Annotated in this window: 23 protein-coding genes; 16 read left to right on the forward strand and 7 right to left on the reverse strand. The window is 69.3% G+C overall.

What is annotated here, in order from left to right; genetic code table 11:
• Positions 1–67: 67 nt before the first annotated feature.
• The 3 genes from ispE to AC1Q6E_RS01370 are packed head-to-tail and all read right to left on the reverse strand — an operon-like array spanning position 68 to position 3,346.
• Positions 68–964 carry a 4-(cytidine 5'-diphospho)-2-C-methyl-D-erythritol kinase gene (ispE, locus tag AC1Q6E_RS01360; RefSeq protein WP_152792870.1) on the reverse strand — a complete coding sequence of 299 codons (897 nt, stop codon included), beginning with the start codon at positions 962–964 and terminating at the stop codon, positions 68–70.
• Positions 965–971: 7 nt separating this feature from the next.
• On the reverse strand, positions 972–1,559 hold the full coding sequence (lolB, locus tag AC1Q6E_RS01365; RefSeq protein WP_492572074.1) for a lipoprotein insertase outer membrane protein LolB: 588 nt from the start codon (positions 1,557–1,559) through the stop codon (positions 972–974).
• Positions 1,556–3,346 carry a tetratricopeptide repeat protein gene (locus tag AC1Q6E_RS01370; protein WP_152792871.1) on the reverse strand — a complete coding sequence of 597 codons (1,791 nt, stop codon included), beginning with the start codon at positions 3,344–3,346 and terminating at the stop codon, positions 1,556–1,558. The genes lolB and AC1Q6E_RS01370 overlap by 4 nt, the downstream gene beginning before the upstream one ends.
• Before the next feature lie 168 nt (positions 3,347–3,514).
• Between AC1Q6E_RS01370 and mutM the strand changes: the two genes are divergently transcribed.
• Together mutM and mutY are read left to right on the forward strand one after the other, a co-directional pair.
• Complete coding sequence (gene mutM / locus AC1Q6E_RS01375; protein ID WP_152792872.1) at positions 3,515–4,336, forward strand: bifunctional DNA-formamidopyrimidine glycosylase/DNA-(apurinic or apyrimidinic site) lyase; 822 nt, start codon at positions 3,515–3,517, stop codon at positions 4,334–4,336.
• 25 nt (positions 4,337–4,361) lie between these two features.
• Entirely contained in the window at positions 4,362–5,432 is a 1,071-nt protein-coding gene (gene mutY, locus AC1Q6E_RS01380; protein ID WP_152792873.1) for an A/G-specific adenine glycosylase, read from the forward strand.
• Between the two features lie 10 nt (positions 5,433–5,442).
• Here mutY and AC1Q6E_RS01385 read toward each other — a convergent pair whose 3' ends face one another.
• Positions 5,443–6,174: a GntR family transcriptional regulator gene (locus AC1Q6E_RS01385; protein WP_296554676.1), complete on the reverse strand. Its 732-nt coding sequence runs from the start codon at positions 6,172–6,174 to the stop codon at positions 5,443–5,445.
• A gap of 142 nt (positions 6,175–6,316) precedes the next feature.
• Between AC1Q6E_RS01385 and leuC the strand changes: the two genes are divergently transcribed.
• From leuC to AC1Q6E_RS01400, 3 genes are read left to right on the forward strand one after another with little or no spacing between them, the layout of a single operon-like run.
• Positions 6,317–7,723, forward strand: a complete 1,407-nt coding sequence (gene leuC / locus AC1Q6E_RS01390) for a 3-isopropylmalate dehydratase large subunit (protein ID WP_152792875.1) — start codon at positions 6,317–6,319, stop codon at positions 7,721–7,723.
• Positions 7,720–8,361 (forward strand): 3-isopropylmalate dehydratase small subunit, encoded by a 642-nt coding sequence (gene leuD / locus AC1Q6E_RS01395; RefSeq protein ID WP_152792876.1) that lies wholly within the window; start codon positions 7,720–7,722, stop codon positions 8,359–8,361. Before leuC ends, leuD begins: the two co-directional genes overlap by 4 nt.
• Complete coding sequence (locus AC1Q6E_RS01400) at positions 8,358–9,350, forward strand: tripartite tricarboxylate transporter substrate binding protein (RefSeq protein WP_296554677.1); 993 nt, start codon at positions 8,358–8,360, stop codon at positions 9,348–9,350. The genes leuD and AC1Q6E_RS01400 overlap by 4 nt, the downstream gene beginning before the upstream one ends.
• An 85-nt stretch (positions 9,351–9,435) precedes the next feature.
• Here the strand turns inward: AC1Q6E_RS01400 and AC1Q6E_RS01405 are convergent, their stop codons facing one another.
• Both AC1Q6E_RS01405 and AC1Q6E_RS01410 read right to left on the reverse strand, forming a co-directional pair.
• Positions 9,436–10,599, reverse strand: a complete 1,164-nt coding sequence (locus AC1Q6E_RS01405; protein ID WP_152792878.1) for an enolase C-terminal domain-like protein — start codon at positions 10,597–10,599, stop codon at positions 9,436–9,438.
• Positions 10,600–10,640: 41 nt separating this feature from the next.
• Positions 10,641–11,432 (reverse strand): IclR family transcriptional regulator, encoded by a 792-nt coding sequence (locus AC1Q6E_RS01410; protein ID WP_296554680.1) that lies wholly within the window; start codon positions 11,430–11,432, stop codon positions 10,641–10,643.
• A gap of 203 nt (positions 11,433–11,635) precedes the next feature.
• On the opposite strand from AC1Q6E_RS01410, the gene AC1Q6E_RS01415 reads away from it, so the two are divergent.
• Genes AC1Q6E_RS01415 through AC1Q6E_RS01450 form a run of 8 tightly spaced genes read left to right on the forward strand, consistent with a single transcriptional unit; the run spans position 11,636 to position 20,707 of the window.
• Positions 11,636–12,757, forward strand: a complete 1,122-nt coding sequence (locus tag AC1Q6E_RS01415) for an ABC transporter ATP-binding protein (protein ID WP_152792880.1) — start codon at positions 11,636–11,638, stop codon at positions 12,755–12,757.
• A 46-nt stretch (positions 12,758–12,803) separates the two neighbouring features.
• A complete protein-coding gene (locus AC1Q6E_RS01420; RefSeq protein ID WP_296554681.1) occupies positions 12,804–14,540 on the forward strand; it encodes an ABC transporter permease in 1,737 nt (578 codons plus the stop codon).
• Between the two features lie 29 nt (positions 14,541–14,569).
• A complete protein-coding gene (locus AC1Q6E_RS01425) occupies positions 14,570–15,622 on the forward strand; it encodes an extracellular solute-binding protein (protein ID WP_152792882.1) in 1,053 nt (350 codons plus the stop codon).
• Between the two features lie 27 nt (positions 15,623–15,649).
• Positions 15,650–16,654 (forward strand): TauD/TfdA family dioxygenase, encoded by a 1,005-nt coding sequence (locus AC1Q6E_RS01430; protein WP_152792883.1) that lies wholly within the window; start codon positions 15,650–15,652, stop codon positions 16,652–16,654.
• Between the two features lie 2 nt (positions 16,655–16,656).
• Positions 16,657–17,613 carry a D-2-hydroxyacid dehydrogenase gene (locus tag AC1Q6E_RS01435; RefSeq protein WP_152792884.1) on the forward strand — a complete coding sequence of 319 codons (957 nt, stop codon included), beginning with the start codon at positions 16,657–16,659 and terminating at the stop codon, positions 17,611–17,613.
• Positions 17,610–18,794, forward strand: a complete 1,185-nt coding sequence (locus tag AC1Q6E_RS01440) for a mandelate racemase/muconate lactonizing enzyme family protein (protein ID WP_152792885.1) — start codon at positions 17,610–17,612, stop codon at positions 18,792–18,794. The genes AC1Q6E_RS01435 and AC1Q6E_RS01440 overlap by 4 nt, the downstream gene beginning before the upstream one ends.
• A 37-nt stretch (positions 18,795–18,831) precedes the next feature.
• Positions 18,832–19,866 carry a tripartite tricarboxylate transporter substrate-binding protein gene (locus AC1Q6E_RS01445; protein WP_152792886.1) on the forward strand — a complete coding sequence of 345 codons (1,035 nt, stop codon included), beginning with the start codon at positions 18,832–18,834 and terminating at the stop codon, positions 19,864–19,866.
• Between the two features lie 37 nt (positions 19,867–19,903).
• On the forward strand, positions 19,904–20,707 hold the full coding sequence (locus AC1Q6E_RS01450; protein WP_152792887.1) for a TauD/TfdA family dioxygenase: 804 nt from the start codon (positions 19,904–19,906) through the stop codon (positions 20,705–20,707).
• 21 nt (positions 20,708–20,728) lie between these two features.
• Here AC1Q6E_RS01450 and AC1Q6E_RS01455 read toward each other — a convergent pair whose 3' ends face one another.
• Positions 20,729–21,529: an IclR family transcriptional regulator gene (locus AC1Q6E_RS01455; RefSeq protein WP_296558043.1), complete on the reverse strand. Its 801-nt coding sequence runs from the start codon at positions 21,527–21,529 to the stop codon at positions 20,729–20,731.
• 170 nt (positions 21,530–21,699) lie between these two features.
• On the opposite strand from AC1Q6E_RS01455, the gene AC1Q6E_RS01460 reads away from it, so the two are divergent.
• The 3 genes from AC1Q6E_RS01460 (at position 21,700) to AC1Q6E_RS01470 (ending at position 23,952) form a co-directional block, all read left to right on the forward strand.
• The gene (locus tag AC1Q6E_RS01460) at positions 21,700–22,578 is read left to right on the forward strand and encodes an SMP-30/gluconolactonase/LRE family protein (RefSeq protein WP_492572075.1); all 879 of its coding nucleotides are present in this window, start codon (positions 21,700–21,702) and stop codon (positions 22,576–22,578) included.
• Positions 22,579–22,651: 73 nt separating this feature from the next.
• Positions 22,652–23,599 carry a Bug family tripartite tricarboxylate transporter substrate binding protein gene (locus AC1Q6E_RS01465; RefSeq protein ID WP_296558040.1) on the forward strand — a complete coding sequence of 316 codons (948 nt, stop codon included), beginning with the start codon at positions 22,652–22,654 and terminating at the stop codon, positions 23,597–23,599.
• Positions 23,600–23,622: 23 nt separating this feature from the next.
• Positions 23,623–23,952, forward strand: coding sequence for an NIPSNAP family protein (locus AC1Q6E_RS01470; RefSeq protein WP_152792890.1), 330 nt, complete (start codon positions 23,623–23,625; stop codon positions 23,950–23,952).
• Positions 23,953–23,976: the final 24 nt, after the last annotated feature.

The raw sequence follows: 23,976 nt of genomic DNA on the forward strand, positions 1-23,976 counted from the left end.
GCGTGGGCATCGAAACTTGCTGCGCTGGCGCCCGGCTGCGGCGGATCGCCTTCGATTCGGTGGCCGCTTACGCGGCCCAGTCCAGCAGCGGATGCGCATCGAGTCCGGCACAGGCCAGGTTCACTCTCAACGCCGGCAGCCCGCCGGGCTGGCCCTGCATTGTAGCGGCGATTTTATCCACCGCGCCATTGGCCCGCGCCTGCGTGTCGTACTCGACAAATAGGCACGCGCCCGATCCGGACATCCTGACCCGGGCGCCATCGAGCACCTGGGCAAGCACCGCCGAAACCCGCCCGACTTCCGAAAACCGGGCAAAAACGACGTTTTCCAGATCATTCCTGAAGGCATCGTTAAATGCACCCCGAGGAAAGTCCGCTATTTTGACGCGTGGCGTATCTCTTGTCAATTCGGGGGCGCGGAAAACGTCTGCGGTCGGCACACTGGCATCCGGCTGGACCAGGACATACCAGCACGGCGGCAGGTCGATCGCGGTCAGCTCCTCGCCCACGCCCTCGGCGAAGGCGTTGCGGCCGAACACGAACACGGGCACATCCGCGCCCAGGGGCAGCGCGAGCCGCATCAGATCGCGCCGCGGCAGGCCGGTGCCCCACAGGCGGTTCAGCGCCAGCAGCACCGTGGCCGCGTCGCTCGACCCGCCGCCCAGGCCGCCGCCCGCGGGAATCCGCTTCTCCAGGCCGATCTCGGCGCCCTGCGTACAGCCCGTGGCCTGTTGCAGGGCCCGCGCCGCACGCACGATCAGATCGGCGTCCTCGGACACGCCGGGCAGGTCATAGGCGCGGACGATGCGGCCATCGGGCCGGGCGCGGAAATGCAGCGTGTCCTGGAGATCGATGAAACGGAACACCGTCTGCAACAGGTGATAGCCGTCCGGCCGCCGGCCGACCACGTGCAGGAACAGATTGATCTTCGCGGGCGCGGGGACGTCGCGCAATTCGGCGGCCATGGCGGACCTACGGGTTGATGACGAGGCGCAGGTCCACGTCCTGCCCGCCTTCGCTGCGCGCCATCTGCAGCCGCGTGGGCCCCAGCGCATCGTATTGCCGGGCGGTCACGCGCCAGCCCGCCTGGTCGAACACCAGCGGGCGGCCCTGCTCGTCGCGCTCGGCCACGGTGGCGGGCGGCTGGGCCGCCAGGCGGCCACGCAGCCAGTCGCGCAGGCCGGATACCGGGATGTCGCTGCCGAGCACGACCGCCACCAGCTCGTCGGGATCGGCGGCGCGGGTTTCCTTGCCGTTGGACTCACGCAGCAGCGCCTCGCCCGGCGCCGCCTCGACCCGCGCCACGGTCGAACCCAGCGGCGACACGAGGTCGAGCGCGAGACGGCTGCCATCGTCGCGCCATGCGAAGCTGCCCTGCACCGCGTTCTGCTTGCCACCCGCTTCCTCGATCCGCAGCGCGAACCGGCCCACCCGCGACAGCGAGCGGCTCTCGTCCGCGCCCTGGGGCGCGGGAATGGGGACAGGCACGGCACAGGCCGCCAGGATGGCGGCCAGCGCTCCCGCGGCGGCCGCTCGGATCAGGCGCCGCGTACGGGTCACAGCGTCACGTCGAGGCGCGCCAGCGTGCCCCGCAGCGCGGCGTTGGACGGATCCTTGGACTGGACCTCGCGCCACAGCTGGCGCGCGCGGGCCTGCTGGCCCGAGGCCCACAGCACCTCGCCCAGGTGCACGGCGATCTCGGCGTCGGGCCGGATCTCGTAGGCGCGCTCCAGGTAGGACAGCGCCTTCGCGTTGTCGCCCATGCGGTAATAGACCCAGCCCATGCTGTCGACGATGAAGGGATCGTCGGGGGCGAGGTTCAAGGCCCGCTCGATCAGCCTCCTGGCCTCGGGCAGCCTGACGTTGCGGTCGGCCAGCGAATAGCCCAGGGCGTTGTACGCATGGGCGTGGTCGGGCTTGATCGCGATGATGCGGCGCAGCCGGCTTTCCATGTCGTCGATCCGGTTCTGCTGCTCGTACAGCATGGCCAGGTCGTACATCAGGTCGGGCGCATCGGGATAGCGCTGGTTGGCCGCCTCGAGAACCTTGACCGCCTCGTCGCGATCGCCGGCGTTGCGCAGGATCTGCGCCTCGGTCAGCGCGACCTGGCTGCCCTCGCGCACGTCGCGCGGATCGATCAGGGACAGGATGCGGCGGGCATCGTCCACGCGGCCCTGCTTTCCGCGCAGGACGGCCTGGCGCAGGCGCGCCGGCAGCGCGGCATCGGGGTCGTCGACCTTGGCCAGCAGGTCGAAGGCGTCGTCATAGCGCTGCTGGTCCTCGGCGATCTGCACGCGCAGGAACAGCGCGTTGTCCGCTTCGGGCAGCGGCGCGGCGCCCGTGGCCGTGCGCTGCTCGTGCACCTCCAGGTACTGCTTGAGGTAACCGTCGGCATCCGCGGGGCGCTGCGACTGGTAGGCCAGCACGCCCTGCATGTAGAGGATCTCGAAATCCTCGGGATAGGCCCGCGCCAGGGCCTGGAGTTCGTCGCGCGCGCCGTCGTAGTCCTTCAGCGACGCCAGTGCGCGCGCCAGCAGCACGCGCAGGTTGCGGGATTCCGCATGCGTGGCGATGAAGGCGCGCGCACGCGCCACCGACTGGTCGGGCTCGGTTTCCACGCCCATCTGCAGGGCCAGCATGGCGGCCGCCTCGGAATCGGGCTGGGCGTCGAGCGCCGCGCGCGCCTCTTGCAGCGCGCGCGCCTTGTCGCCGGCGGCCGCGGCGACGCGCGACAGCGCCAGATGGGCTTCCGGCAGGTCGCGCACGTCGGCCAGCGCATCTTCCAGGATGGACAGCGCCTTGCGCTTGTCGTCCAGGCGGGCGACCACCCGGCGGGCGTCGACGATGGCCACGGACTTGTCCGGGGCCGCCGCGATGCGGGCCCGCAGCGCCGAACCCATGCCTTCGACCCGCCCGGCCGCCGCGGCCAGCGACAAGGCCGTCTGCCGGGCCTCGACATCGGCCGGGTCCAGCTCGGCCCAGACCTGCGCGGCGTCGAGCGCCCGCATCAGGTCGCCGCCGGCCAGCGCGAACTCGACCGCGCGGCGCGCCAGGCGTGGATCGCGCGTTTTCTCGGCCAGGTCCAGCGTGGTGCTGGTGGCGGGTCCGAAGGCGCCCCGCTGCGCGGCCACCTCCGAGGCAAGCACCTGGAACAGGATCTCGGCGGACAGGTCGACGTTGGGTAGCGCCCTGGGCCCGATCGAACGCCCCATGGGGGACAGGCTCAGGCCAGGAACCAGCAGCTCGTCCGACGCCGGAGGCGCGTCCTGGGCCGACACGGCCGATACGGCCGTCGCCAGCCCGACCCATGCGGCCGCCAGCTTCAAACGATGAACGTTAAACAACATGGCACAATTCCTTGGCGTATCGCCGACGCCGTCCATATTCGTTGATGTTAGCACTGCGCTTACCACCCAACGGCCGGCGGCGGCGGGCGCGGACACGCTGGACTCCAGGCTTTACTCATCGGACTGTCGGCCGCGCCAACAGTTCATCGCGCGCAAGCAGCAAACGCCATGCCCGAACTTCCCGAAGTCGAAACCACCCGCCGGGGCATCGCGCCCACGGTGGAAGGGCGCGAACTGCGCCGCCTGATCGTGCGCGAACACCGGCTGCGGTGGCCCGTTCCCGCCGATCTCCCCGCCCTGGTCGAGGGGCGCCGCGTCCTGGCCACGGGCCGGCGCGGCAAATACCTTTTGATGCAATTCGAGCATGGCTGGCTCATCGTCCACCTGGGCATGTCCGGCTCGCTGCGCCACGTGCATCCCGACGAGGCACCGCGCAAGCACGACCACGTCGACTGGGTGTTCGACCAGGCGGCGCTGCGCCTGCACGACCCCCGGCGCTTCGGCGCGGTGCTGTGGCACGCCGCGGCGTCGGGGCCGGTGGAAAACCACCCCCTGCTGGCCAGCCTGGGCATCGAGCCCTTCGATGACCGCTTCGACGGCGGCTGGCTGTTCCGCCACACCCGCCGCCGCAGCGCCCCCATCAAGCAGGCGCTGCTGATGGGCGACATCGTCGTCGGGGTCGGCAACATCTACGCATCGGAAAGCCTGTTCCGCGCCGGCATCCACCCGCGCACCGCGGCCGGGCGCATCTCGGCGGCCCGCTACGACAAGCTGGCCGCCGCGGTGCGCGCCACGCTGGACGACGCCATCCGCGCCGGCGGCAGCTCGCTGCGCGACTATGTGGGCGCGGGCGGCGAATCGGGCTATTTCCAGATCGACGCGCGGGTCTACGACCGGGCGGGCCTGCCCTGCCGGGTTTGCGAGACGCCGATCCGCAGGCTGGTGCAAGGCCAACGAGCGACCTATTACTGCCCAAAATGCCAGAGATAGCGGGCTCCCCTATGGAACACATGACATGATTGCTTTTTCCCGGCGCGTGGCGCAGTGGCAGCGCGCGAACGGGCGGCATACGCTGCCCTGGCAGAACACGCAGGATCCCTATCGCATCTGGCTGTCGGAGATCATGCTGCAGCAGACCCAGGTGGCGACGGTGATCCCGTACTACGAGCGCTTCCTGGCGAAGTTTCCCGCGGTGGCCGACCTGGCCGCCGCCGACGAAGGCGAGGTCATGGCCTTGTGGGCCGGGCTGGGCTACTACACAAGGGCGCGGAACCTGCATGCCTGTGCGCAGCGGGTGGTGTCGGACTGGGGCGGACGGTTTCCCCCCACGGCGGCGGATATCGAGACGCTGCCCGGCATCGGCCGCTCGACGGCCGCGGCGATCGCTGCGTTCGCCTATGGCGAGCGCAGCCCCATCCTGGACGGCAACGTGAAACGCGTCTTCGCGCGCCATTTCGGCATCGAGGGCGATCCCACCAAGCGCGCGGTGGAACAACGCATGTGGGCCATCGCCCATGCCGAGGTGCCGGCCGACGGGCCCGAGGCGGCCGACGAGATGCGGCGCTACACGCAGGGCCTGATGGACCTGGGCGCCACGCTGTGCACCCGTGGCGACCCCGGCTGCGGGCGCTGCCCCGTGCGCGAATCCTGTGTCGCGCTGCGCGAGGCCAGGCAGCACGAGCTGCCCACGCCGCGCGAGCGCAAGGCCGTGCCCGAACGGCACACCGGCATGCTGGTGATCGAGAAAGCGGGCGAGATCCTGTTGCAGCGCCGGCCCTCGCCGGGCATCTGGGGCGGCCTGTGGAGCCTGCCCGAATTCGTCGACGGCGATCCCGCGCAGGCCTGCCGCATCCTGGGCGTGGCGCCGGCCGAGACCATACGGCTGCCGGTGTTCTCGCACACCTTCACTCACTTCAAGCTGCACGTGGAGCCCTGGCACGTGCAGGCGGGCTCGCTGGCCCTGCGCGAAGGGGACCATCCTCAGGTCTGGCTGCCGTCCGGCGAACTGGCCGACGCGGCGCTGCCCGCGCCGGTGAAGAAACTGCTGAGCGGGCTGTTCGGCCGCAACGACCTGTTCCAGGCGTGAGGACCAGGAACTAGCCGCGCATCGTCACGCGCATCTGGTAGCGGTCCGACGGTCCGAGGACGTGCTGGTACTCGGTCGCCCGGCCATGCTGGTCGAACGCCACGCGCCTGACGTCCACCAGCGCCGATCCGATAGGCACCTGCAGGTCGCGGGCCAGGACCGGATCGGCCAGCGCCGCGCCCGCGGCCGCCTCTATCGTGAAATAGGGAAAACCGGCCCGCGCCATCAATTCGCTCAACGCGTGCCGGGAGAAGTCCTCGGGCTGGAAACCCGCGGCGATGTCCACCGGCAGCCAGGCCGTGCTGTGCAGGATGGGCAGATTGCCGCGCGTGCGCAGGCGCACGAGCTTCATCACGCGCTCGCCCGGTTGCAGCAACAATCCGGTCTGCACCTGGAGCGGCGCCTCCACCTCCTCGAAAGACAGCAGCCGGGGCGTGCTGAGCGCGCGGCTTTCCGCGACCTGCGCCATGAAGCCCGACAGCGGCGTCTGCAAGGACACCACCGCCGCCGATTCGGCCACGAAGGTGCCGTCCCCCTGGCGCCGCTCGATCAGCCCCTGCTCCTCCAGGCCCTGCATCGCCCGCCGCACCGTGATGCGCGAGACGGAAAAGAGCCGGCACAGGGCATCCTCGGTCGGCAGCCGCTCGCCGGGCCGGTAGCGGCCGTTGGCGATGCCGTCCTTGATGACGGCGGAAATCTGGTGATGGAGCGGGGTTCCTAGGCTTCGGCTGAGTTTCTGCATGGGTGCGCGGGGCCACGGGTCATGCCGTGGCGCGCCATTGTGGCACGTCCGTCGCATGGGTCCCGCTTTGCATAAAAATTGTTATGTTGTCATAATGATTATACGATTTCACCCCTGATGGGGATGGGGAAACGAAGTGCCGATGCCGCGTACGCTCTTCGACAAAATCTGGGACGATCACGTGGTCGCCGATCTGGGTGACGGCTTCGCGCTGCTGCACGTGGATCGCCACCTGATCACGGACGCGGGCAGCAAGGCCCTGGTCGACATGCGCCGGCGCGGCCTGGAAATGCGGAATCCCGAACTGACTTTCGCCTCTCCCGACCATTCCGTCTCCACCCTGCCGGGGCGCGCCGATCCGACGCCCCAGGGCGTACGGCTGCTGGGCGATCTGCGCCGCGAAGCGCAGGCGCGCGGGATCCGGGTCTTCGACGTGGGCAGCGGCTCCCAGGGCATCGTCCATGTGGTGGGACCCGAACAGGGCCTGACGCTGCCTGGCGCCCTGGTGGTGTGCGCCGACAGCCATACCTGTACCCATGGCGGGCTGGGCGCGCTGGGCTTTGGCATCGGCGCCAGCGAGTTCGTGCACATCGCCGTCACCCAGACCCTGGTCCAGGCCAAGCCGAAGAACATGCGGATACGCTTCGCCGGCCAGGCCGCCCCGGGCGTCTCGGCCAAGGACATGATCCTGCACGCCGCCGGGGTCGTCGGCACGGCCGGCGGCACCGGCCACGCCATCGAATACGCGGGCGAAGCCGTATCCGCGCTGGACGTGGAAGCCCGGTTGACGCTGTGCAATCTCTCGGTCGAACTGGGCGCCAAAATAGGCATGGTCGCCCCCGACGAAAAAACCTACGCCTATCTGCGCGGCCGGCCCTTCGCTCCCGCCGGACGGGACTGGGACACAGCGGCCGCCTACTGGCGCAAGCTGCACTCCGATGCCGACGCGCGCTTCGACCGCGAGGTGCTGATCGACATGGCCGGCATCGCGCCCCAGGTCACCTGGGGCACCAGCCCCGAGCAGGTGGTAGCCATCGACGGCATCGTGCCCGATCCGGCCGGCTTCGACGACGCGCAGCGCCGGAACGCAGCGCAGGCCGCGCTCGACTACATGGGGCTGAACCCGGGCCAGCGCATCGCCGGCACGCCCATCGACCGGGTCTTCATCGGCTCCTGCACCAACGCCCGCCTGTCGGACCTGCGCAGCGCCGCCGCCGTCGTCCGGGGCCGCAAGGTGGCCGCGCACGTCGAGGCCTGGGTCGTGCCCGGATCCGAGCGCGTCAAGCAGGCCGCCGAGGCCGAGGGGCTGCATGGGATCTTCCTCGCGGCCGGTTTCCAGTGGCGCGATCCCGGCTGTTCCATGTGCCTGGCCGCCAACGGCGACCTGGCCGCGCGCGGCCAGCGGGTCGTCTCGACATCGAACCGCAACTTCGTGGGCCGCCAGGGCCCCGGTGCGCGGACCCACCTGACCAGCCCGGCCATGGCCGCGGCGGCGGCCGTCGCCGGAGCGATCTGCGACGTCCGCGATTTCGAGGCAAGCCTGGCATGACGCCCTTCGACCGCCTGGAATCCGTGGCCGCGCCGCTACTGCGCGACAACATCGACACCGACCTGATCATCCGGGTCGAGCCCCTGTTCAACGGCGTCGCGCGCGACGCGCTGGGGCCCTATTGCTTCGAGTCCCTGCGCTATCGTCCCGACGGCACGGAAGATCCCGCTTTCGTCTTCAACCAGCCAGCCACCCGGCATGCGCGCATCCTGCTGGCCGGCGCCAACTTCGGCTGCGGCAGCTCGCGCGAGGGCGCGGTCTGGGCCCTGCTGGCGCTGGGCGTGCGCTGCGTCATCGCGCCCAGTTTCGGCGACATCTTCTACGGCAACTGCTTCCAGAACGGCCTGCTTCCCGTGCGTCTGCCGCGCGCCGGCGTGGAGTCGCTGGCGGCGCAGGCGCGCAACCACCCCGACACTCCCATGACGGTGGATTTGCGCCAGTGCTTCGTGGCCGGCGCCGACGGCGCGCGCATCGGCTTCGACATCCAGGCCCTGCGCCGCGAGGCCCTGCTCGAAGGACTCGATCCTATCGCGCAGACCTTGAAGCGCAAGGAGCTCATCGACGGCTTCCAGCGGCGGGACGCGTTGCGCCGGCCATGGATACACCACCTTCCATTCACGCCCAAGGAATCGACATGACGACTTCGTCCTGTTCGCCGGACATCCGACGCCGCCAGTGGCTGGCCGCGACGGCCGCCCTGGCGCTTTCGCCCGCGCTGCGCGCGCAGGCCACCTATCCTCAGAGGCCCGTCAGGATGATCGTACCCATGCCGCCGGGCGGCGCCACCGACGGCATGGCGCGACTGATCGCGCTGAAGCTGGGCGAACGCTGGGGCCAGAGCGTCGTGGTGGAAAACCGCGCCGGGGCCGGCGCCATCATCGGCACCCAGGCCGTCGCGCGGGCCGCCCCCGACGGCTATACGTTCGGACTGGTCATCAGCTCGCACACCATCAATCCCGCGCTGCGCAGCACGCTGCCCTACGACACGCTGAAGGACTTCACGCCGCTCACGCAGGTCGGCTCGGCGGTGATCGCGCTCGTGGCCCACCCTTCCCTGCCCGCCGACGACGTGGCGGGACTGATCAAGCTCGTGCGCGCCGAACCCGGACGCCTGCAATACGCATCGCTGGGCATAGGCACGGCCACCCACGTCGCAGGGGAACTGCTGAAGGTCAAGGCCGGCCTCGACATGCCGCACGTACCCTACAACGGCAGCGCGCCGGCCTACAACGACCTGCTGCCGGGCCGGCTCAAGCTGGGCTTCGTCATCCTGGAATCAGCGCTGCCCCACATCCAGTCGGGCAGGCTGAAACTGCTGGCCATCGCCAACGGCCAGCGCAGTCCCACACACCCGGATTTCCCCACCGTAGGGGAAAGCGTGCCGGGCTACGCGTACGAAAGCATCTTCGGTTTCGTGGCGCCGGCCGGCCTGCCCGCGGACGTCGCGCAGAAACTGTCCGCCGACCTGATCGCGACCATCAAGCGGCCGGACATCGTTCGGCAGTTGAACGCCTGGGGCAACGACGTGGTGGCGTCCACGCCAGCGCAGTTCGACGCCTTCATCCGCGAGGAAATCGACAGCACCCGCAGCGTGGCCAAGAGCGCCGGGATCACGCTGATGGACTAGGCTGGATCCATGCGTGCCCGGCGGTGCAGGTCTTGTCCAGGGTGCCGATGCCGGGCCGGGTCAAGAAAATGAATGTCGATTCAGCCTAGGGCCAGGGCCGCAGCCACTCCTTCTTCAGGTCGATGCCGAAGCCGGGCGCGTCCGATGGCCTGACCTTGCCGTCCACCGGCACCTGCACGCCCGGCAGGCGCATCGCTTCGGCCAGCGGGACGCCCACGTCGGATCCCAGCCAGTATTCGGCGAGCTGGGTTTCCGGCATCGCGAAATGGAAATGCTGGCCGAAGGGCAGGCTGGCGCCCGAATGCGGAAAGGTCGACAGGCCCGCGGCCTCGGCCAGGGTGTAGACCTTGAGCGCCTCGGTCAGGCCGCCGAACCAGCGCAGGTCCGGTTGCAGCACATCCACGCAGCGGCGGTCTATCAGTTCGCGGAAGGCATGCCGGCCCTTGTGGTCTTCCCCGGTGGCGATGGGCAGCGTGGGAACGGCTCGCTTCAACTGCGCGAGGCCGTCGGTATCGTGCGGCATCAGGGGCTCTTCGATCCAGCGCAGGTGATACGGCAATAGCCGCTCCATGAGCCTCGCCGCGAAATCGACGTTGAAGGACATGACAGGATTGAGCATCAGGTCGGCATTCGGCCCGACCGTCTCGCGCGCCTTGGCCACCTTCTCTTCCAGGCGGTTGAGGCCTTCCGTGCCTTCTTCGTAGTGGACCGGGTTGCTGACCTTGAAGGCCTTGAACCCCAACTCCATCGTCCAGTCGAGGTCGTCGCTGGTGCAATAGCAGTCGATCCATTCGCGGCAGGGACCGCCGATCAGGCTGTACACGGGCAACCCCAGCAGCTTGCCCTTCAGGTCCCACAGCGCGAGGTCGATGCCGCTGCGCGCCACCGAGGCCAGCCCGGTCGCGCCGAAGCGCTGGCACGACCGCCACATGAGATCGTTCAGGAACTCGGTGGCCAGGCAATCCCGGCCTTCCAGCAGCGGCGCGAAATGCCCCCGGACCAGCGGCGCGATCAGCGTCCCCCAGTGGCACAGGCCCACGCCCCACGTGCCGTCCTCGGCCGTCACCCGGATCCAGGCCTCGTCGGCGACCTCGCCCGGGATCTTGCGCAACTGGCGCGGGAACTCCGGGTACTTGTTGATGGGAAAGGCGCGGCGGGCCGTCTGGTTATAGCTGGGCCGGCGCGGCGGGGTCGACAAGGTCCGGGGTGGCAGTTCGAGTTTGCATATCTCCACCGATTGGATCTTCATGCAGGCACTCCTTGGTGATCGCCCCGGCCTGAACGCAAGGCCTAGAGCAGGTGCGAAATCAGCTCCGCCGTGGCCAGCGCCTCGCCGGCGTCCTTCTTCAGGGCTTCCATGGAGCGCCCGCTCACGCTGAGCGCCCCCACCGGAAAGTCGTTGCGGTCCAGCAGCGGCACGCCTATGCAACTGGACGTGGGCGAGTTCTCGCCGTGTTCGGTCGAGTAGCCGCGCTCCCGGATGGCCGCCAGTTCCTGCTCCATGGCGGCAATGGTCGTGATCGTGTTGGGCGCGCGCGCGACCATGGGACGCGCTTCGAGCAGCGCCCGCGCCTGGTCCGGCGGCATGAACGCGAGCATGGCCTTGCCCAGCGCGCAGCAATGGAGCGGCACCGAACGGCCGAAGCGGGAATAGATGGTGGGCAGGTTGGGCTTCTCGGTGCCGCCGATGATCAGCACCTGGCCGCGATGCAGGATGCCGAGATTGACCCGTTCGTTCATTTTCTGGGCCAGGGCCTGCAGATGCGGCAGGGCCTCCAGCCTGAGCCGGTTGTTGTCCAGCAGCGAAGACGCCAGGGGCAGCACGGCAAACCCGATGCTGACCCGGGCATCGTTGGCGTTCTGCTGGAGAAAGCCCGTGCCGACCAGGGTCTGGACCAGACGGTGCACCGTCGGCCGCGCCAGCCCCACCACCGCCGCCAGCTCGCCGACCGTGGGCGGATGCTCGCACTGCGCCACCGCTTCGAGCACGGTCAGGGCCTTGCCCAGTGTCTTGACGGCGCTGGGCGAGGCGTCTTCGCCCTGGCTCCGGTCGCCTTGGATCTTGCCTGTGACTGCTGACACACTCCCTTCCTTTGTCCACATTTTGGACATATAGTCTAAATTTACACCATTAATGACGTTTTTTATTTTTTCTGTTCATTATTTTTTTGTTTTCATGCTAGATTGAACAAACAACCAAAAAGACTGGTGGCGACTGTAGCGCGTCACCCGATCTGGAGGAAGACACCTTGGCCGCAGCGACAGGGCTCCCTTCCGGGAGCGATGTGATCGTACGGGTCGGCGGGCTGACCAAGACCTATCCGGGCGACCGGAAGGGACATGGCGGCGTGCTGGCAGTGGACGCCGTGGACCTTGCCGTGCGGCGGGGCGAACTGGTGGTCCTGCTGGGCCCGAGCGGCTGCGGCAAGACGACCTTGCTGCGCTGTATCGCCGGGCTCGAACAGCCGGCGGGCGGCGAAATCCACATCAACGGCCGCACCGTTTATTCCTCGCGCGACAAGGTCTTCGTCGCGCCCGAGCATCGCCACATCGGCATGATGTTCCAGTCGTACGCCCTGTGGCCGCACATGACGGTCTTCCAGAACGTGGCGTATCCGCTGGCCTCGCTGGACGGCCTCGGCAAGGACGCGGTGCGCGCCCGCGTGGCCGACGTGCTGGAACGCCTGGGCGTGGCGGGGCTGGACCACCGCTACCCGGGCGAACTGAGCGGCGGACAGCAGCAGCGCGTCGCGCTGGCGCGCGCGCTGGTCGGCTCGCCGTCGGTGATGCTGTTCGACGAACCGCTGTCGAACATCGATGCCAAGGTCAGGCGGCGGCTGCGCCGCGAACTCAGGGAACTGAAGGCGCAGGCGGATTTCTCCGGCATCTACGTCACCCATGACCAGGAAGAGGCCATGGAACTGGCCGATACGCTGGCGGTGATGGAGAACGGCCGCATCACCCAGCTGGCCAGCGGACGCGAAGTCTACGAGCACCCCGCCTCGCTGTACGTGGCCGAGTTCGTCGGCGAGATCAACCGCGTGCAGGGCCGGGTGGAAACGCTCGCCGGCGATGGCGCGACCGTTTCCACGCCGCTGGGCAGCCTGCCCGTGGCGGGCATGCGCCCGGGCGCCCGGGCGGGCGATGCGGGATGGCTGACGATACGGCCGGAACGCATCGCCATCGCGCCCGCCGGATCGGCCCCCGCGGATACCGGCCCGCGCTTCTCCGGGATCGTGCGGGACGCCATCTATTTCGGCGCCCGCCAGGAGCTGCGCTTCGAGATCGCCGGCATCGTCATGACGGCCTGGACGACGGGACGCGGGCCGATGGCCGCGCCGGTGCGGCAAGGCGATGCGATCGACGTCACCCTGCCCACCGACGGGCTGCGATGGTTCCCGGCATGAGCGCGCCCGCGCGGACGCCCGGAGGGCGCGGCAGGAGGACACACCCATGAGCGCCTACATGGCCCAGGAGCTTGCGCGGCCGGCCGCCCGCGCGCGCGCCCGCGTGCCGGCCGCCTGGCTGATGGCGCCGCTGCTGCTGGCGCTGGGCGTGATCGTCTTCTATCCCGTCATCCTGATCGTCGTGCGCGCCGTCGCGCCCGGCGGCCATCCGGACTGGGCCTTGTGGGGCGACACGCTGTCCGCCCCCGGCCTGCTCGCGGCCGTGCGCAACACCGTCATCCTGGCCGCCACGACGACCGTCATCGCCGTGCCCGTGGGGGTGTTCTTCGCCTGGCTGATCGAACGCACGGACGCCCGCTGGGGCAGCCTGTCCAGGCTGCTGCCTGTCATTCCGCTCCTGCTGCCTCCGGTCGCCATGGCCATAGGCTGGCTGTTCCTGGCCGACCCGCGCGCCGGCTTCCTGGCCCGACCGCTGATCGAAATGATGCAGGCGGCGGGCATCGCGGTCGAGGCCGACCAGGTCGCCATCCAGAGCTGGGCCGGCCTGGTCTTCCTGTATGCGTTGTGGGCGGTGCCGCACGTGTACGTCATCGCCGCCGCCGCCTTCAGCGGCCTGGACCCGAGCCTGGAGGAAGCGGCGCGCATGTGCGGCAAGGGCCGCCTGCGCTGCTTCGCGCAGGTCTCGCTGCCCGCCATCCGCCATGCCGTGGGGTCGTCGGTGCTGGTCTGCGTCATATCGAGCATCGGCCTGTATTCGATCGCCGCGCTGATCGGCAGCGCCGCGCGCATCGAGGTGCTGTCGGTCTACATCTACCGGCTGCTGAATTTCTCCTATCCGCCCAAGACCTCGCAGGCCGTCATCATCGGACTGCTGCTGATGGTGGTGATCGCCTCGATCTGGCTGCTCCAGCGGCGCATCGCCGCGCGCACCGGACATGCGCAGATAGGCGGGATGGGCGTGCGCCCCAATCTCCTGGCACTGGGCGGCTGGCGCTGGCCGGCCCGGCTGGCCGTGCTGCTGTACGTGCTGCTGACCTCGGTGCTGCCGCTGCTGGCGCTGATCGTGGTCGCGCTGCAACCGTTCTGGCGTTCGCGCATCGTCCTGGCCGATCTCGCGCTCGACAATTTCGCGGAATTCGGCGCCTCGTCCGCGGCACGCGACGCGATCTGGAACAGCACCATGCTGGCCATCTGCGCCGCCACCGCCGCGGTCCTGGCCGCGGGGCTGATCGCCGTCGTGGCGCGCCACGCCGGCGGCCGGCGCGAGCAGGGCCTGGGCATCGTCACCAAGGTGCCCGCCGCCATTCCGCACATCGTCTTCGCGGTGGGCGTGCTCGTGGCCTTCGGCTTCGCCCCCTTCCGCCTGGGCGGCACCTGGCTGATCCTGCTGCTGGCCTATGTGGCCATCTACCTGCCCACGGCCTCGATCGCCGCCGAATCGTCGGTGCAGCAGGTCGGCAACCAGTTGACCGAGGCCTCGCGCATCTTCGGCGCATCGCCGACGCGCACGTTCCGCGCCGTCCAGCTGCCGCTGATCCTGCCCGGCCTCGCCGCGGGCTGGGCCTCGATCTTCGCGCTGGTGCTGGGGGAACTGAACGCGGCGGCGATCCTGTCGGGCCCCCGCAACCCCGTCATCGGCTACCTGATCCTCACCCTGTTCGACAACGGCACTTACTCGCAGCTCGCCGCCATCGGCAGCATCATCGGCGTCGTCTCGGCCATCGCCGTCTCCGCCGTGCTGCTGCTGGGGCGTCCCCGTTTCGCCCGCTCCGCGACCGCCTAGCGGCCTTCCTTTCCGCAGGAGACCCGACCATGCCGGACCCCGCTTCTTTCCCTGCCCGCCTGCTTCCCCTCGCCGCCGGCGGACTCGCCCTCGGCGCCGCCCTGGCCGTCTCCCCGCCCGCGTCCGCGCAGCAAGGCAAGGACGTGGAACAACCCGCCGCCCTCGTCAAGGCCGCCCAGGCCGAAGGGCAGCTCATGATCTATTCCTCGTCCGACGAGAACCAGAGCAAGACGCTGCTGGCCGCCTTCGAGAAACGCTATGGCATCAAGGGCAGTTTCATCCGCTTTCCCACCGGCCCGCTGATGCAGCGTTTCTCCACCGAGTACGACGCCAAGGACGTGCGGGCGGACATCGTCAGCGTCAGTTCCCCCGTGCCGTTCGAGCAGCGTCCGGACCGCTTCGCCAACGTCGACAAATCGGTACTGCCCAACCTGGGCAAGTGGCCGGAATTCCGCACGGCCGGCAAGCACTTCGTCTGGACCACCGACCTCGTCGCGCTGGCCTACAACACCGAACAGCTGAAACCGCAGGACGTCCCCAAGACCTGGTCCGACCTGGCCGATCCGAAATGGAAGGGCAAGTTCCTGCTGACCGATCCGCAGGTGGCCGACAACTACATGGGCTGGCTCGATGCCGTCGAACGGGCCCAGGGCATGGACCTGCTGCGCAAGCTGGCCGGGCAGAACTACAAGATCACGCAAAGCGGCGCCTCGGGCGCGCAAATGGTGGCCGCGGGCGCCTACGTCTTCAACGCCCCCACCTTCGCTTCTTTCTCCGCCCGGCTGCTGGAGAAGAAAGCGCCCATCGCCGTCCAGTACCTGGAAGGACCGGCCATCATGTCGCCGCGCAGCATCGCCCTCGTCGCCGACGCGCCGCACCCCAACGCGGCCCGGCTCTACCTGAACTGGCTGCTGTCGGAAGAGGCACTCAAGCTGACCTGCTCGATCAGTCCGACCTCGCTGGCGATGGCGCCGGACAGCAGCCGCGGCTGCATCGCCGTGCGTGGAGGCGTGGAGATGCGCTTCGACGTGCCCGAGGAACGCAAGCGCGCCCTGGCCAAGGCCCTGGGCGTCGCCCACTGAGCTGCTCACGACGCGGAAGGAGGCGCCATGACACCGATCTGCCAGACTTTCATCGACCACCCCGCTGCCTGGACCGCGCGCGAACTGGAAAGCCGCCGGGCCCTGGAACGCCCGTTGAAACAGGCCGAACTGGACGACCTCGCCCGGCTGCTGGACGAGACCGCCGGCAAGGCGCCGCAGGCCGTCACCCGCGACGACGTCCGCCAGCCCGCGCTGGTCGCGCTGCTGGACGAGTTGCGCGAGACCCTCATGCGCGGGCGCGGCGCCGTGCTGCTGACCGGCCTGGATCCGGCCCGCCACGATCCCGAACAGCTCGAGCGCATCTACTGGGCGCTGGGCACGCACCTGGGCGAGGCCGCCGTGCAAAGCCATGCCGGCGACAGGCTGGGCCGGGTCGAACGCGACGACAAGGACCCGGTCGCGCGCGGCTATCGCAGCGCGGGCGAGCTGGTCATGCACACCGATTCGTACGAGGTCGTCGGCCTGCAATGCATACGGTCGGCGGCGCACGGCGGGCAGAGCGCGCTGGTCAGTTCGCTGGCCATCCACAACGCGCTGCTGCGCGAACACCCCGACCTGCTGCCGGCGCTGTACGAGGGCTATTACCTCGCCATTCCCGAGGCGCGGCTGGGCAGCAAGCCCGTCACCGACGAGAAGATCCCGGTCTTCTGCTGCGTGGACGGACAGGTCAGCTGCATGTACGCGGGCAGCTTCATGCGCGAGGCCGCGAGACAAAAGGGCACGCCCCTGCCCGGCCGGCTGGCCGAGGCGCTGGAAGCCTTCTCCCGGGCCGCCGAGCGCGAGGACCTGGCGCTGCGCTTCATGCTGGCCCCGGGCGAGATCCTGCTCTGGCACAACTTCACCAACCTGCATTCCCGCACCGAATTCGAAGACGACGAACAGCACAGGCGCCTGCTGCTGCGCCTGTGGCTGACCGTCCCGCAGGGGCGCCCCGTCGCCCCCGAGTTCGGCGTGCGCGGCGCGGCCTATGCCCGCGTCTATCGCGAACGACTATCCTCCGGAGCCGCCTGACCATGCGAGTCATATTCAGCACCACGATCGCGCGCGAGCCGGTGCAGCGCGCGTTGAAGACCTTCGACGACCTGGACCTGGTGATCTGCGAGGACCTGGCCGACGTCGCGCCGCTGGTCCCCCAGGCCGACGCCCTGGTCCTGTCCGATCCGCGCGGCGCGCCGGGCCGGGCCATTGCCGAAGCGATGAAGCAGCCCGGCAGCAAGGTGCGCTGGGTGCAATTGCTGTCGGCCGGCGCCGCCGGCCTGCTGGCGCACGGCGTGCCGTCCGGCATCGTCCTCACCAACCAGGGCGGCGCCGTGGCGCCGGCCGTGGCCGAACACGGGATGGCCATGATCCTGTCCATGGCCCGCCGCATCCCCGTCATCTGCGACCGCTCGCTGCGCCACGAGTGGAGCAAGGCCTTCGACCCCCCGCTGGTGTCGCTGGAAGGCAAGACGCTGGCCATCGTGGGCTTCGGCAACATCGGCGCGCAGTTGGCGCGCCGCGCGGCCGGTTTCGACATGAAGATCGTCGGCCTGTCCCGGTCGCTGACCTCCAGCCCGCTGGCCGAGATGCGGCCCATGGAGGCGCTGGACGAGGTGCTGGCCGAAGCCGACGTCGTGGCACTGTGCATCGCCGCGCTGCCCGCCACCCGGCACATCATGGACGCGGCGCGCTTCGCCGCGGCCAAGCCCGGCGCGCTCTTCATCAATCTGTCGCGCGGCGAGACCGTCGACCAGGCCGCGCTGCGGACGGCGCTGGAGACGGGCCACCTGCGCGGCGCCTTCATCGACGTCACCGATCCCGAGCCCCTGCCGGCGGACGATCCACTGTGGCGGGCCCCCAACCTGTTCATCTCCCCGCACACGGCCGGCGCGGGCAGCCCCCACACCGGCCGGCGCATCGCCGAGGTGGTCGGCGAGAACCTGCGGCGGTTCATGCGCGGCGACCCCCTGCTGCATCAACTCAAATCATGAAGATCGCCCGGATCGAACAATTCCACGTGGACGGCGGCTGGGACGACTGGTCGTTCCTGAAGCTGACCACGGACGACGGCCTGGTCGGCTGGTCCGAATTCAACCAGTCGCGCGGCCGGCGGGGACTGGCTTCGGTGGTGCGCGGCATGGCCGACCTGGTCATGGGCGAGGACCCCCGCGGCGTGGGACGGCTGTCGGCCAGGCTCTACGCCCTGACCCAGATGACCGCCGGCGGCTTGCAGGCGCTCGCCATCGGCGCCTACGAAAACGCCTGCCTGGACCTGAAGGCGAAGGCGCTGGGCATACCGGTATGCGAGCTGTTCGGCGGCGCCCTGCGCAGCGAGCTGCCCGTCTACTGGTCGCATTTCGGCATGTACCGGGCGCGCAACCTGGATCTGTTCGAGCGCGTCATCGGGGAAGCTCCGGTGCGCGGGCTGGATGACCTCAAGCGCCTGGCCGGGGAAGCCGCGCGGCGCGGCTTCCGGGCGCTCAAGACCAATCTCCTGGTGTTCCAGGACGGCAAGCCGGCGACCATCGGCCGGGGAACGGGCGCGTTCGAACTGAACATCGACCATGCCATCGAACGGCGCGTCGTCGACCAGCTTGCCGCGCTGCGCGAGGGCGGCGGCCCCGGCATGGGCCTGATGATGGACCTGAACTTCAATTACAAGACCGAAGGCCTGCGCCGCCTCGCCCGGGCGGTCGAGCCGCTGGCCCTGACCTGGCTGGAGATGGACAGCCACTATCCGGACGCGCTGGGCCTGATCCGCCGGACCACCTCCACCCCGATCGCGTCGCTGGAGACCGTGCTGGGCCGGCGCGCCTTGAAGCCTTACCTGGACGCGCAAGCCGTGGACGTGGGCATCGTCGACGTGGTGTTCAACGGCATGGCCGAGTCGGTAAAGATGGCCGCGCTGCTGGACGCCTGCGAGATCAACGTGGCCGCGCACAACTCCCATGGTCCGCTGGGGTCGCTGATGAGCGCGCATTTCTGCGCGGTCATCCCCAACCTGCGCTTCCTGGAATACGACGAGGACGAAGTGCCCTGGCGCCGGGAGCTGCTGACCCGGCCGTGGACGATGCGGGACGGCTGCTTCGTCCTGCCCGAGGGCCCCGGATGGGGCGCCGATATCGACGAGGAAGTGGCCCGGGCGCACGCCGCCGGCGACATGCCGGCCTAGCGTGCCCACCAAGGGCCCGACAAGAGGAGACGAAATCATGGCGATGAACGCAGTGGACAAGGGCCGGGACGAGGCGCGCCGCCGGTTCCTGCTGGTTTCGGCGGCGGGCCTGTGCTGCGCCGCGTCGGCGCGCAAGGCATGGGCCGCCACGGCGCTGCCGCAGGCCACCATGCTGGTCGGCTCGCCGCCCGGCGGCGCCACCGACAAGCTGGCCCGGATGTTCTCCGAAGGCCTGACCGGACGCTACGCGGACCGCCTGATCGTCGAGAACAAGGCGGGCGCGGGCGGGGCCATCGCCTACGCCCACGTCAAGAACAGCGGCGTGCGCGACGGCAGCCTGATGTTCCTGTCGCCGGCCTACCCCATCGTGATTTCGCCGCACGTCGTCTCCACCCTGCCCTACGACCCGCTGCGCGACTTCGCGCCCGTGGGCATCGCGGGGCGATCGATGATGACCTTCGCGGTCGGCCCCGCCGTCCCCGCCGGCGTGAAGACGCTGGCCGACTACCTTCAGTGGTGCCGCGACCATCCCGACCGGGCGCTGTACGCCGCGCAGACCGGATCGAGCCAGCACCTGGTTGGCACGAGTTTCTCCCAAGCCGCCGGCGTCAAGCTCGACAACGTCTCGTACAAGGGCGATGCCCCTGCCCTGCAGGACCTGCTGGGCGGCCACGTACCGGCCATCATCCTCCCCGTCGCCAGCGCCATTGCGCAGCAGCAGGCGGGCGCCATCCGGGTGCTGGCGGTGACCGGCAGCAAGCGGTCGCGCTTCCTGCCCGACATCCCGACCACCGGCGAGCTGGGCTACCCGGACATCGTGTTCCAGGATTGGCTGGGCGTCTTCATGCTGACCGGCACGCCGGCGCCGGTGCTTGAGCGGATGAACACGGCGATGAACACGATCACCCGTTCCGCCCAGGGCCAGCAGGCGCTCGCCAATCTCGGTTTCGAGCCCGAGCAGGTCACGCCCGAGGTATTCGCCGGCATGGTCAAGGCCGACTACGAACGCTACCGCGGCATCATCGAGCGGACGCGCTTTCGCGAAGTATTCGACAAGTCGTTCGGCCGCTGATCGGCCGAACGACGCCAGTTCCACGGAAACCCCAGACATGCGCATCGCACCGCTCAATCCCTATGTCGGCGCCGAGATCGAGGACATCGACCTGGCCGCCGAGCAGGCACCCGAGGTCTACCGCCGCATCCGCCAGGCCTTGGTCGACCACGGCGTCATCTTCTTCCGCGACCAGACCCTCACGTCCGAGCAATACGTCGCGTTGGCCCGCCGCTTCGGCCGCCCCACGGTACCGACCAGCGGCATCATCCCGCCCATCCCCGGTTCGGAGGAAATTGCCGAAGTCACGAAAGAGCCTGGCCAGGACCGCAACATCGGCGGCAGCTGGCATACGGACCAGGCCTACCGCGAGGCGCCCAGCTGGGGCACGATGCTGCTGTGCCGGCAGGCGCCGGCCTCGGGCGGCGACACGCTGTTCATCAGCATGGCCTCGGCCTACGAGCACCTGTCCGAAGGGCTGAAGCGCACGCTTGAACCGCTGCGCGCGGTCCACTCCAACGCCCGCGTGCAATCGCGCATGAAGACGGGACGGGCGCCGGATCCGGACATCACGCACCCCGTGGTCGTGCGGCATCCCGAAGGCGGCAAGCCCATCCTGTACGTGAACCCGGCCTACACGGTCCGCTTCGAGGGCTGGACCGAGGCCGAGAGCCGGCCGCTGCTCGAGTTCCTGTACCAGCACGCGCAGCAGCCCGCGCTGGCCTGCCGCTTCCGCTGGCGCGTCGGCTCGCTGGCGTTCTGGGACAACCACCAGACCTGGCACTTCGCGGTCAACGACTATGCGGCCGGCGAGCGGCTCATGCACCGCATCGTGGTCGACGGACCGGTGTTCGAGAGATAGCTTCCCGCCGGGCCGCGCCCCCTAGGCGCCGTGCCCGGCCCGGACGAATTCCGCGGCGATCAGCCCCGCCGCCTCGGACAAGCGGCCCAGGCACGCCCGTTCCATCTCCGGCGTCAGCAGTTCGGCGGGGAACGCCCGCGCCAGGCTGCCGATCACCTTCTTTTCTCCCGGCAGGAAGATGGGCACCGCCACGCCCGCCAGATTGGGCGTGATCTGGCTGCGGCTGGTGGCATAACCGCGGCGCCGGATCGCGGCCAAGGCGCCGCGGAATTCTTCCCAGCCGCGCCCCAGGCCCGCCTGCGCGATCTCGTCGGCGCTGCGCAGATAAGCCTGCCGGATGCGATGAGGGGTGAAGAAAGCCAGCATCGCCAGCGAGGCCGCGCCGCGGAACAGCGGGAACGGCATGCCGCGCGAGCGCCGCACCGCGATGGACTCGCCTCGGTATTCCAGCGAATCGGGACCTTCCTTGTAGATGCACAGCACCTTGTCGCGATACAGGTTGTGCAACAGCAGCACGCTGCCGGGCTCGCGCACCGCCGGCAGCACCTTGCGGCCAGCCAGGTACAGCGGATCGGTCAGCACCAGCATGCGTTCGAGTTCGATGATGCGCGGCCCCAGCGCATACATGCCGCCCGACGACGGCGCCAGCACACCCGCATCGCACAGTTCCTTCACGTACCGGTAGGCCGTGGAGCGGGTATGGCCCAGCCGCGACATGACGTCCTCGACGCGCAGCAACGGGTGCTCGACGGACAGCAGTTCCAGCACCTCGAAGGCGCGGGCGAGCGTGGAAGCCGGACGGGCGTTGTCGGATGCGTTCACGGGGCGCTCGGGGCGGACATGGACCAGGATGGTGGGGCGGATTATACCGGCCACACTCCTGCAACACCATTAATCCTAAATAATAGGATGTTTGACGAATCCCGAATTACGGAATAACCTGAAAAAAACGCCTTGGCATCACGGGGCACACAAGACCAAAGGAGACAACGGTGGCCGGTAATATCGAATGCGTCGTCCAAGGGGCCGACATCCTGGGCGAAGTCCCGCTCTGGTGCGGCCGCAGCCAACGCCTGTGGTGGGTGGACGTGCGGCGGCCAGCCCTGCAATCGTACGAACCCGCCACCGGCCGACACCGCGCGCAAAGACTGCCGCCCGAACTCCTGGTGGGCAGCATCGCGCTGCGCGAGACGGGCGGCTTCCTGCTGGCGACCAACCACGGCCTGTTCCTGTACGACCCCGATACCGGCGAAGCTCCCCGGCCCCTGCTGAACCCCGAACCCGACCAGCCCGACAACCGCCTGAACGACGGCAAATGCGACCGCCGCGGCCGCTTCTGGGTGGGGAGCATGCCCGATACCCGCCGCACGCCCGAAGGCCGGCTCTACCGCCTCGACCCGGACCACCGCTGCCACGTCATGCTGGACGATGTCGTGCTGCCCAACTCCATCGCCTGGAGCCCCGACGACCGCACGATGTACTTCGCCGATACGCACCGGCAGGTCATCTGGGCCTTCGACTACGACCTGGACGACGGTGCCATCTCCAATCGCCGCGTCTTCAAGGACTGGACGCACCAGGCCGGCCGGCCCGACGGCTCGACCGTGGACGTGGACGGCTGCCTGTGGAACGCGATGGTCGCCACCGGCCAACTGGTCCGTCTCACGCCCGAAGGGCGCGTGGACCGGGTCATCCAGATGCCGGTCACCAACCCGACCTGCCCCGCATTCGGCGGCGCGGGGCTCGACACGCTGTACGTCACCAGCCACTCGCAGCGCATCCCCGAGCTGGCCCGGGAACCGCTCGCCGGCGGACTGTTCGCGCTCGACGTGGGCGTGGGCGGCCTGCCCGAACCACGCTTCCGGGGCTGAACGCGGCACCCCGGCTTCGGCATCCGCACCGCGTCGACCACGACCATGGCCCAGCGCCATGGAGGAGACCTTCATGCAACGAGTTCGAACCTTGCTGTTCCTGCTGTCGTGCGCCGTCTCGGCGCCCTCGCCCGCGGCCGACGTCGTCAAGCTGGTCGTGCCCTTCGCGGCCGGCGGCCCGGTGGACCAGGTCGCGCGCATCATCGCGCCAGGACTGACGGCGGCGCTGGGCAAGACCGTGGTGGTCGAGAACCGCGGCGGCGCGGGTGGCGTCGTCGGCGCGAACTATGTCGCCAAATCGCCCGCCGACGGCGCGACGCTGCTGGTGGCGACCTCGGGCTACGTGATGTCCGCGGGCACGATGACGCAGTTGCCCTACGACCCGCGCAAGGACCTGGAACCCGTGGCGCTGATCGGCCAGGTCCAGACCCTGATGATCGCCCGCCCCGACCTGGGCGTGCGCACGCTGCGCGAACTCGTGGACAAGTCCAAGTCCGGAGCGCGCATCAGCTACGGCTCGTCCGGCGTCGGCTCCACCATGCACATCGGCGGCGAAATGGTGAACGTCTACACCGGCTCGCAGATGCTGCACGTCCCGTATCGCGGCGCGGCCCCGGCCATCGCCGACCTGCTGGCCGGACAGATCGACGCGCTGAACGCCGACGTGACCATCCTCGCGCCCTACGTGCGCGAAGGCAAGGTACGGGGCCTGGTGCTGTTCGACACGCAGCGCTCCAAGCAGCTTCCCGACGTGCCGACCTCGGTCGAGGCGGGCTACCCGGACCTGCAGATGAGCAACGCCTACGGCATCCTCGCGCCGGCCGGCACTCCCGAGGCCACCCGCCGGCAGCTGGAACAGGCCATCCTGAAGGTCGCCCGCTCGCCGGAAGTATCGGAACGGCTGGGCGGCATGGGGTTGATCGGCCCCATGGACACGGAACAATTCAAGGCCAAGCTGGCCAGCGACTTCGACCGCTGGATCCCCTTCCTGAAGAAGACCGGCATCCAGGTCCAGCCCTAGAGGAAACACGAGGAATCCCCCGCATGATCGTCGAGCACCGCACCTACACGCTCAAGCACGGCACCATGGACGATTACCTGCAACGCTACCGCGCGCACGGCCTGCCCGTGCAGATGCGGCACCTGGGCGGGCTGGTCGGCTTCTACGTGAGCGAAATCGGCCCCTTGAACCAGGTCGTCCACATCTGGGCCTACGCCAGCCTGGCCGAACGCGAACGGCGTCGGGGGCATCTGGAGGCGGATCCCGAATGGGCCGCGTTCAGGCAGATGAACCGGGGGTCGTTCGTCGCCCAGGAAGTGAAGATCATGAACGTGGCGCCGTTCTCGCCGCAACCCGCGCTGCCGGAAGACTAGTGCCCGGAGATACGGCCCCCGCGG

The organism is Pigmentiphaga sp. MLSB6-MA01 (assembly GCF_058793475.1).

Excerpts from the sequence above, each read along its gene's own strand:
- mutY (WP_152792873.1), top strand. The coding sequence starts at position 4,362 with ATGATTGCTTTTTCCCGGCGCGTGGCGCAGTGGCAGCGCGCGAACGGG.
- AC1Q6E_RS01425 (WP_152792882.1), top strand. The coding sequence starts at position 14,570 with ATGCCGGACCCCGCTTCTTTCCCTGCCCGCCTGCTTCCCCTCGCCGCC.
- AC1Q6E_RS01470 (WP_152792890.1), top strand. The coding sequence starts at position 23,623 with ATGATCGTCGAGCACCGCACCTACACGCTCAAGCACGGCACCATGGAC.
- leuD (WP_152792876.1), top strand. The coding sequence starts at position 7,720 with ATGACGCCCTTCGACCGCCTGGAATCCGTGGCCGCGCCGCTACTGCGC.
- AC1Q6E_RS01450 (WP_152792887.1), top strand. The coding sequence starts at position 19,904 with ATGCGCATCGCACCGCTCAATCCCTATGTCGGCGCCGAGATCGAGGAC.
- AC1Q6E_RS01435 (WP_152792884.1), top strand. The coding sequence starts at position 16,657 with ATGCGAGTCATATTCAGCACCACGATCGCGCGCGAGCCGGTGCAGCGC.
- AC1Q6E_RS01465 (WP_296558040.1), top strand. The coding sequence starts at position 22,652 with ATGCAACGAGTTCGAACCTTGCTGTTCCTGCTGTCGTGCGCCGTCTCG.
- leuC (WP_152792875.1), top strand. The coding sequence starts at position 6,317 with ATGCCGCGTACGCTCTTCGACAAAATCTGGGACGATCACGTGGTCGCC.
- AC1Q6E_RS01440 (WP_152792885.1), top strand. The coding sequence starts at position 17,610 with ATGAAGATCGCCCGGATCGAACAATTCCACGTGGACGGCGGCTGGGAC.
- AC1Q6E_RS01405 (WP_152792878.1), bottom strand. The coding sequence starts at position 10,599 with ATGAAGATCCAATCGGTGGAGATATGCAAACTCGAACTGCCACCCCGG.
- AC1Q6E_RS01370 (WP_152792871.1), bottom strand. The coding sequence starts at position 3,346 with ATGTTGTTTAACGTTCATCGTTTGAAGCTGGCGGCCGCATGGGTCGGG.
- AC1Q6E_RS01445 (WP_152792886.1), top strand. The coding sequence starts at position 18,832 with ATGGCGATGAACGCAGTGGACAAGGGCCGGGACGAGGCGCGCCGCCGG.
- ispE (WP_152792870.1), bottom strand. The coding sequence starts at position 964 with ATGGCCGCCGAATTGCGCGACGTCCCCGCGCCCGCGAAGATCAATCTG.
- AC1Q6E_RS01400 (WP_296554677.1), top strand. The coding sequence starts at position 8,358 with ATGACGACTTCGTCCTGTTCGCCGGACATCCGACGCCGCCAGTGGCTG.
- mutM (WP_152792872.1), top strand. The coding sequence starts at position 3,515 with ATGCCCGAACTTCCCGAAGTCGAAACCACCCGCCGGGGCATCGCGCCC.
- AC1Q6E_RS01430 (WP_152792883.1), top strand. The coding sequence starts at position 15,650 with ATGACACCGATCTGCCAGACTTTCATCGACCACCCCGCTGCCTGGACC.
- AC1Q6E_RS01385 (WP_296554676.1), bottom strand. The coding sequence starts at position 6,174 with ATGCAGAAACTCAGCCGAAGCCTAGGAACCCCGCTCCATCACCAGATT.
- AC1Q6E_RS01420 (WP_296554681.1), top strand. The coding sequence starts at position 12,804 with ATGAGCGCCTACATGGCCCAGGAGCTTGCGCGGCCGGCCGCCCGCGCG.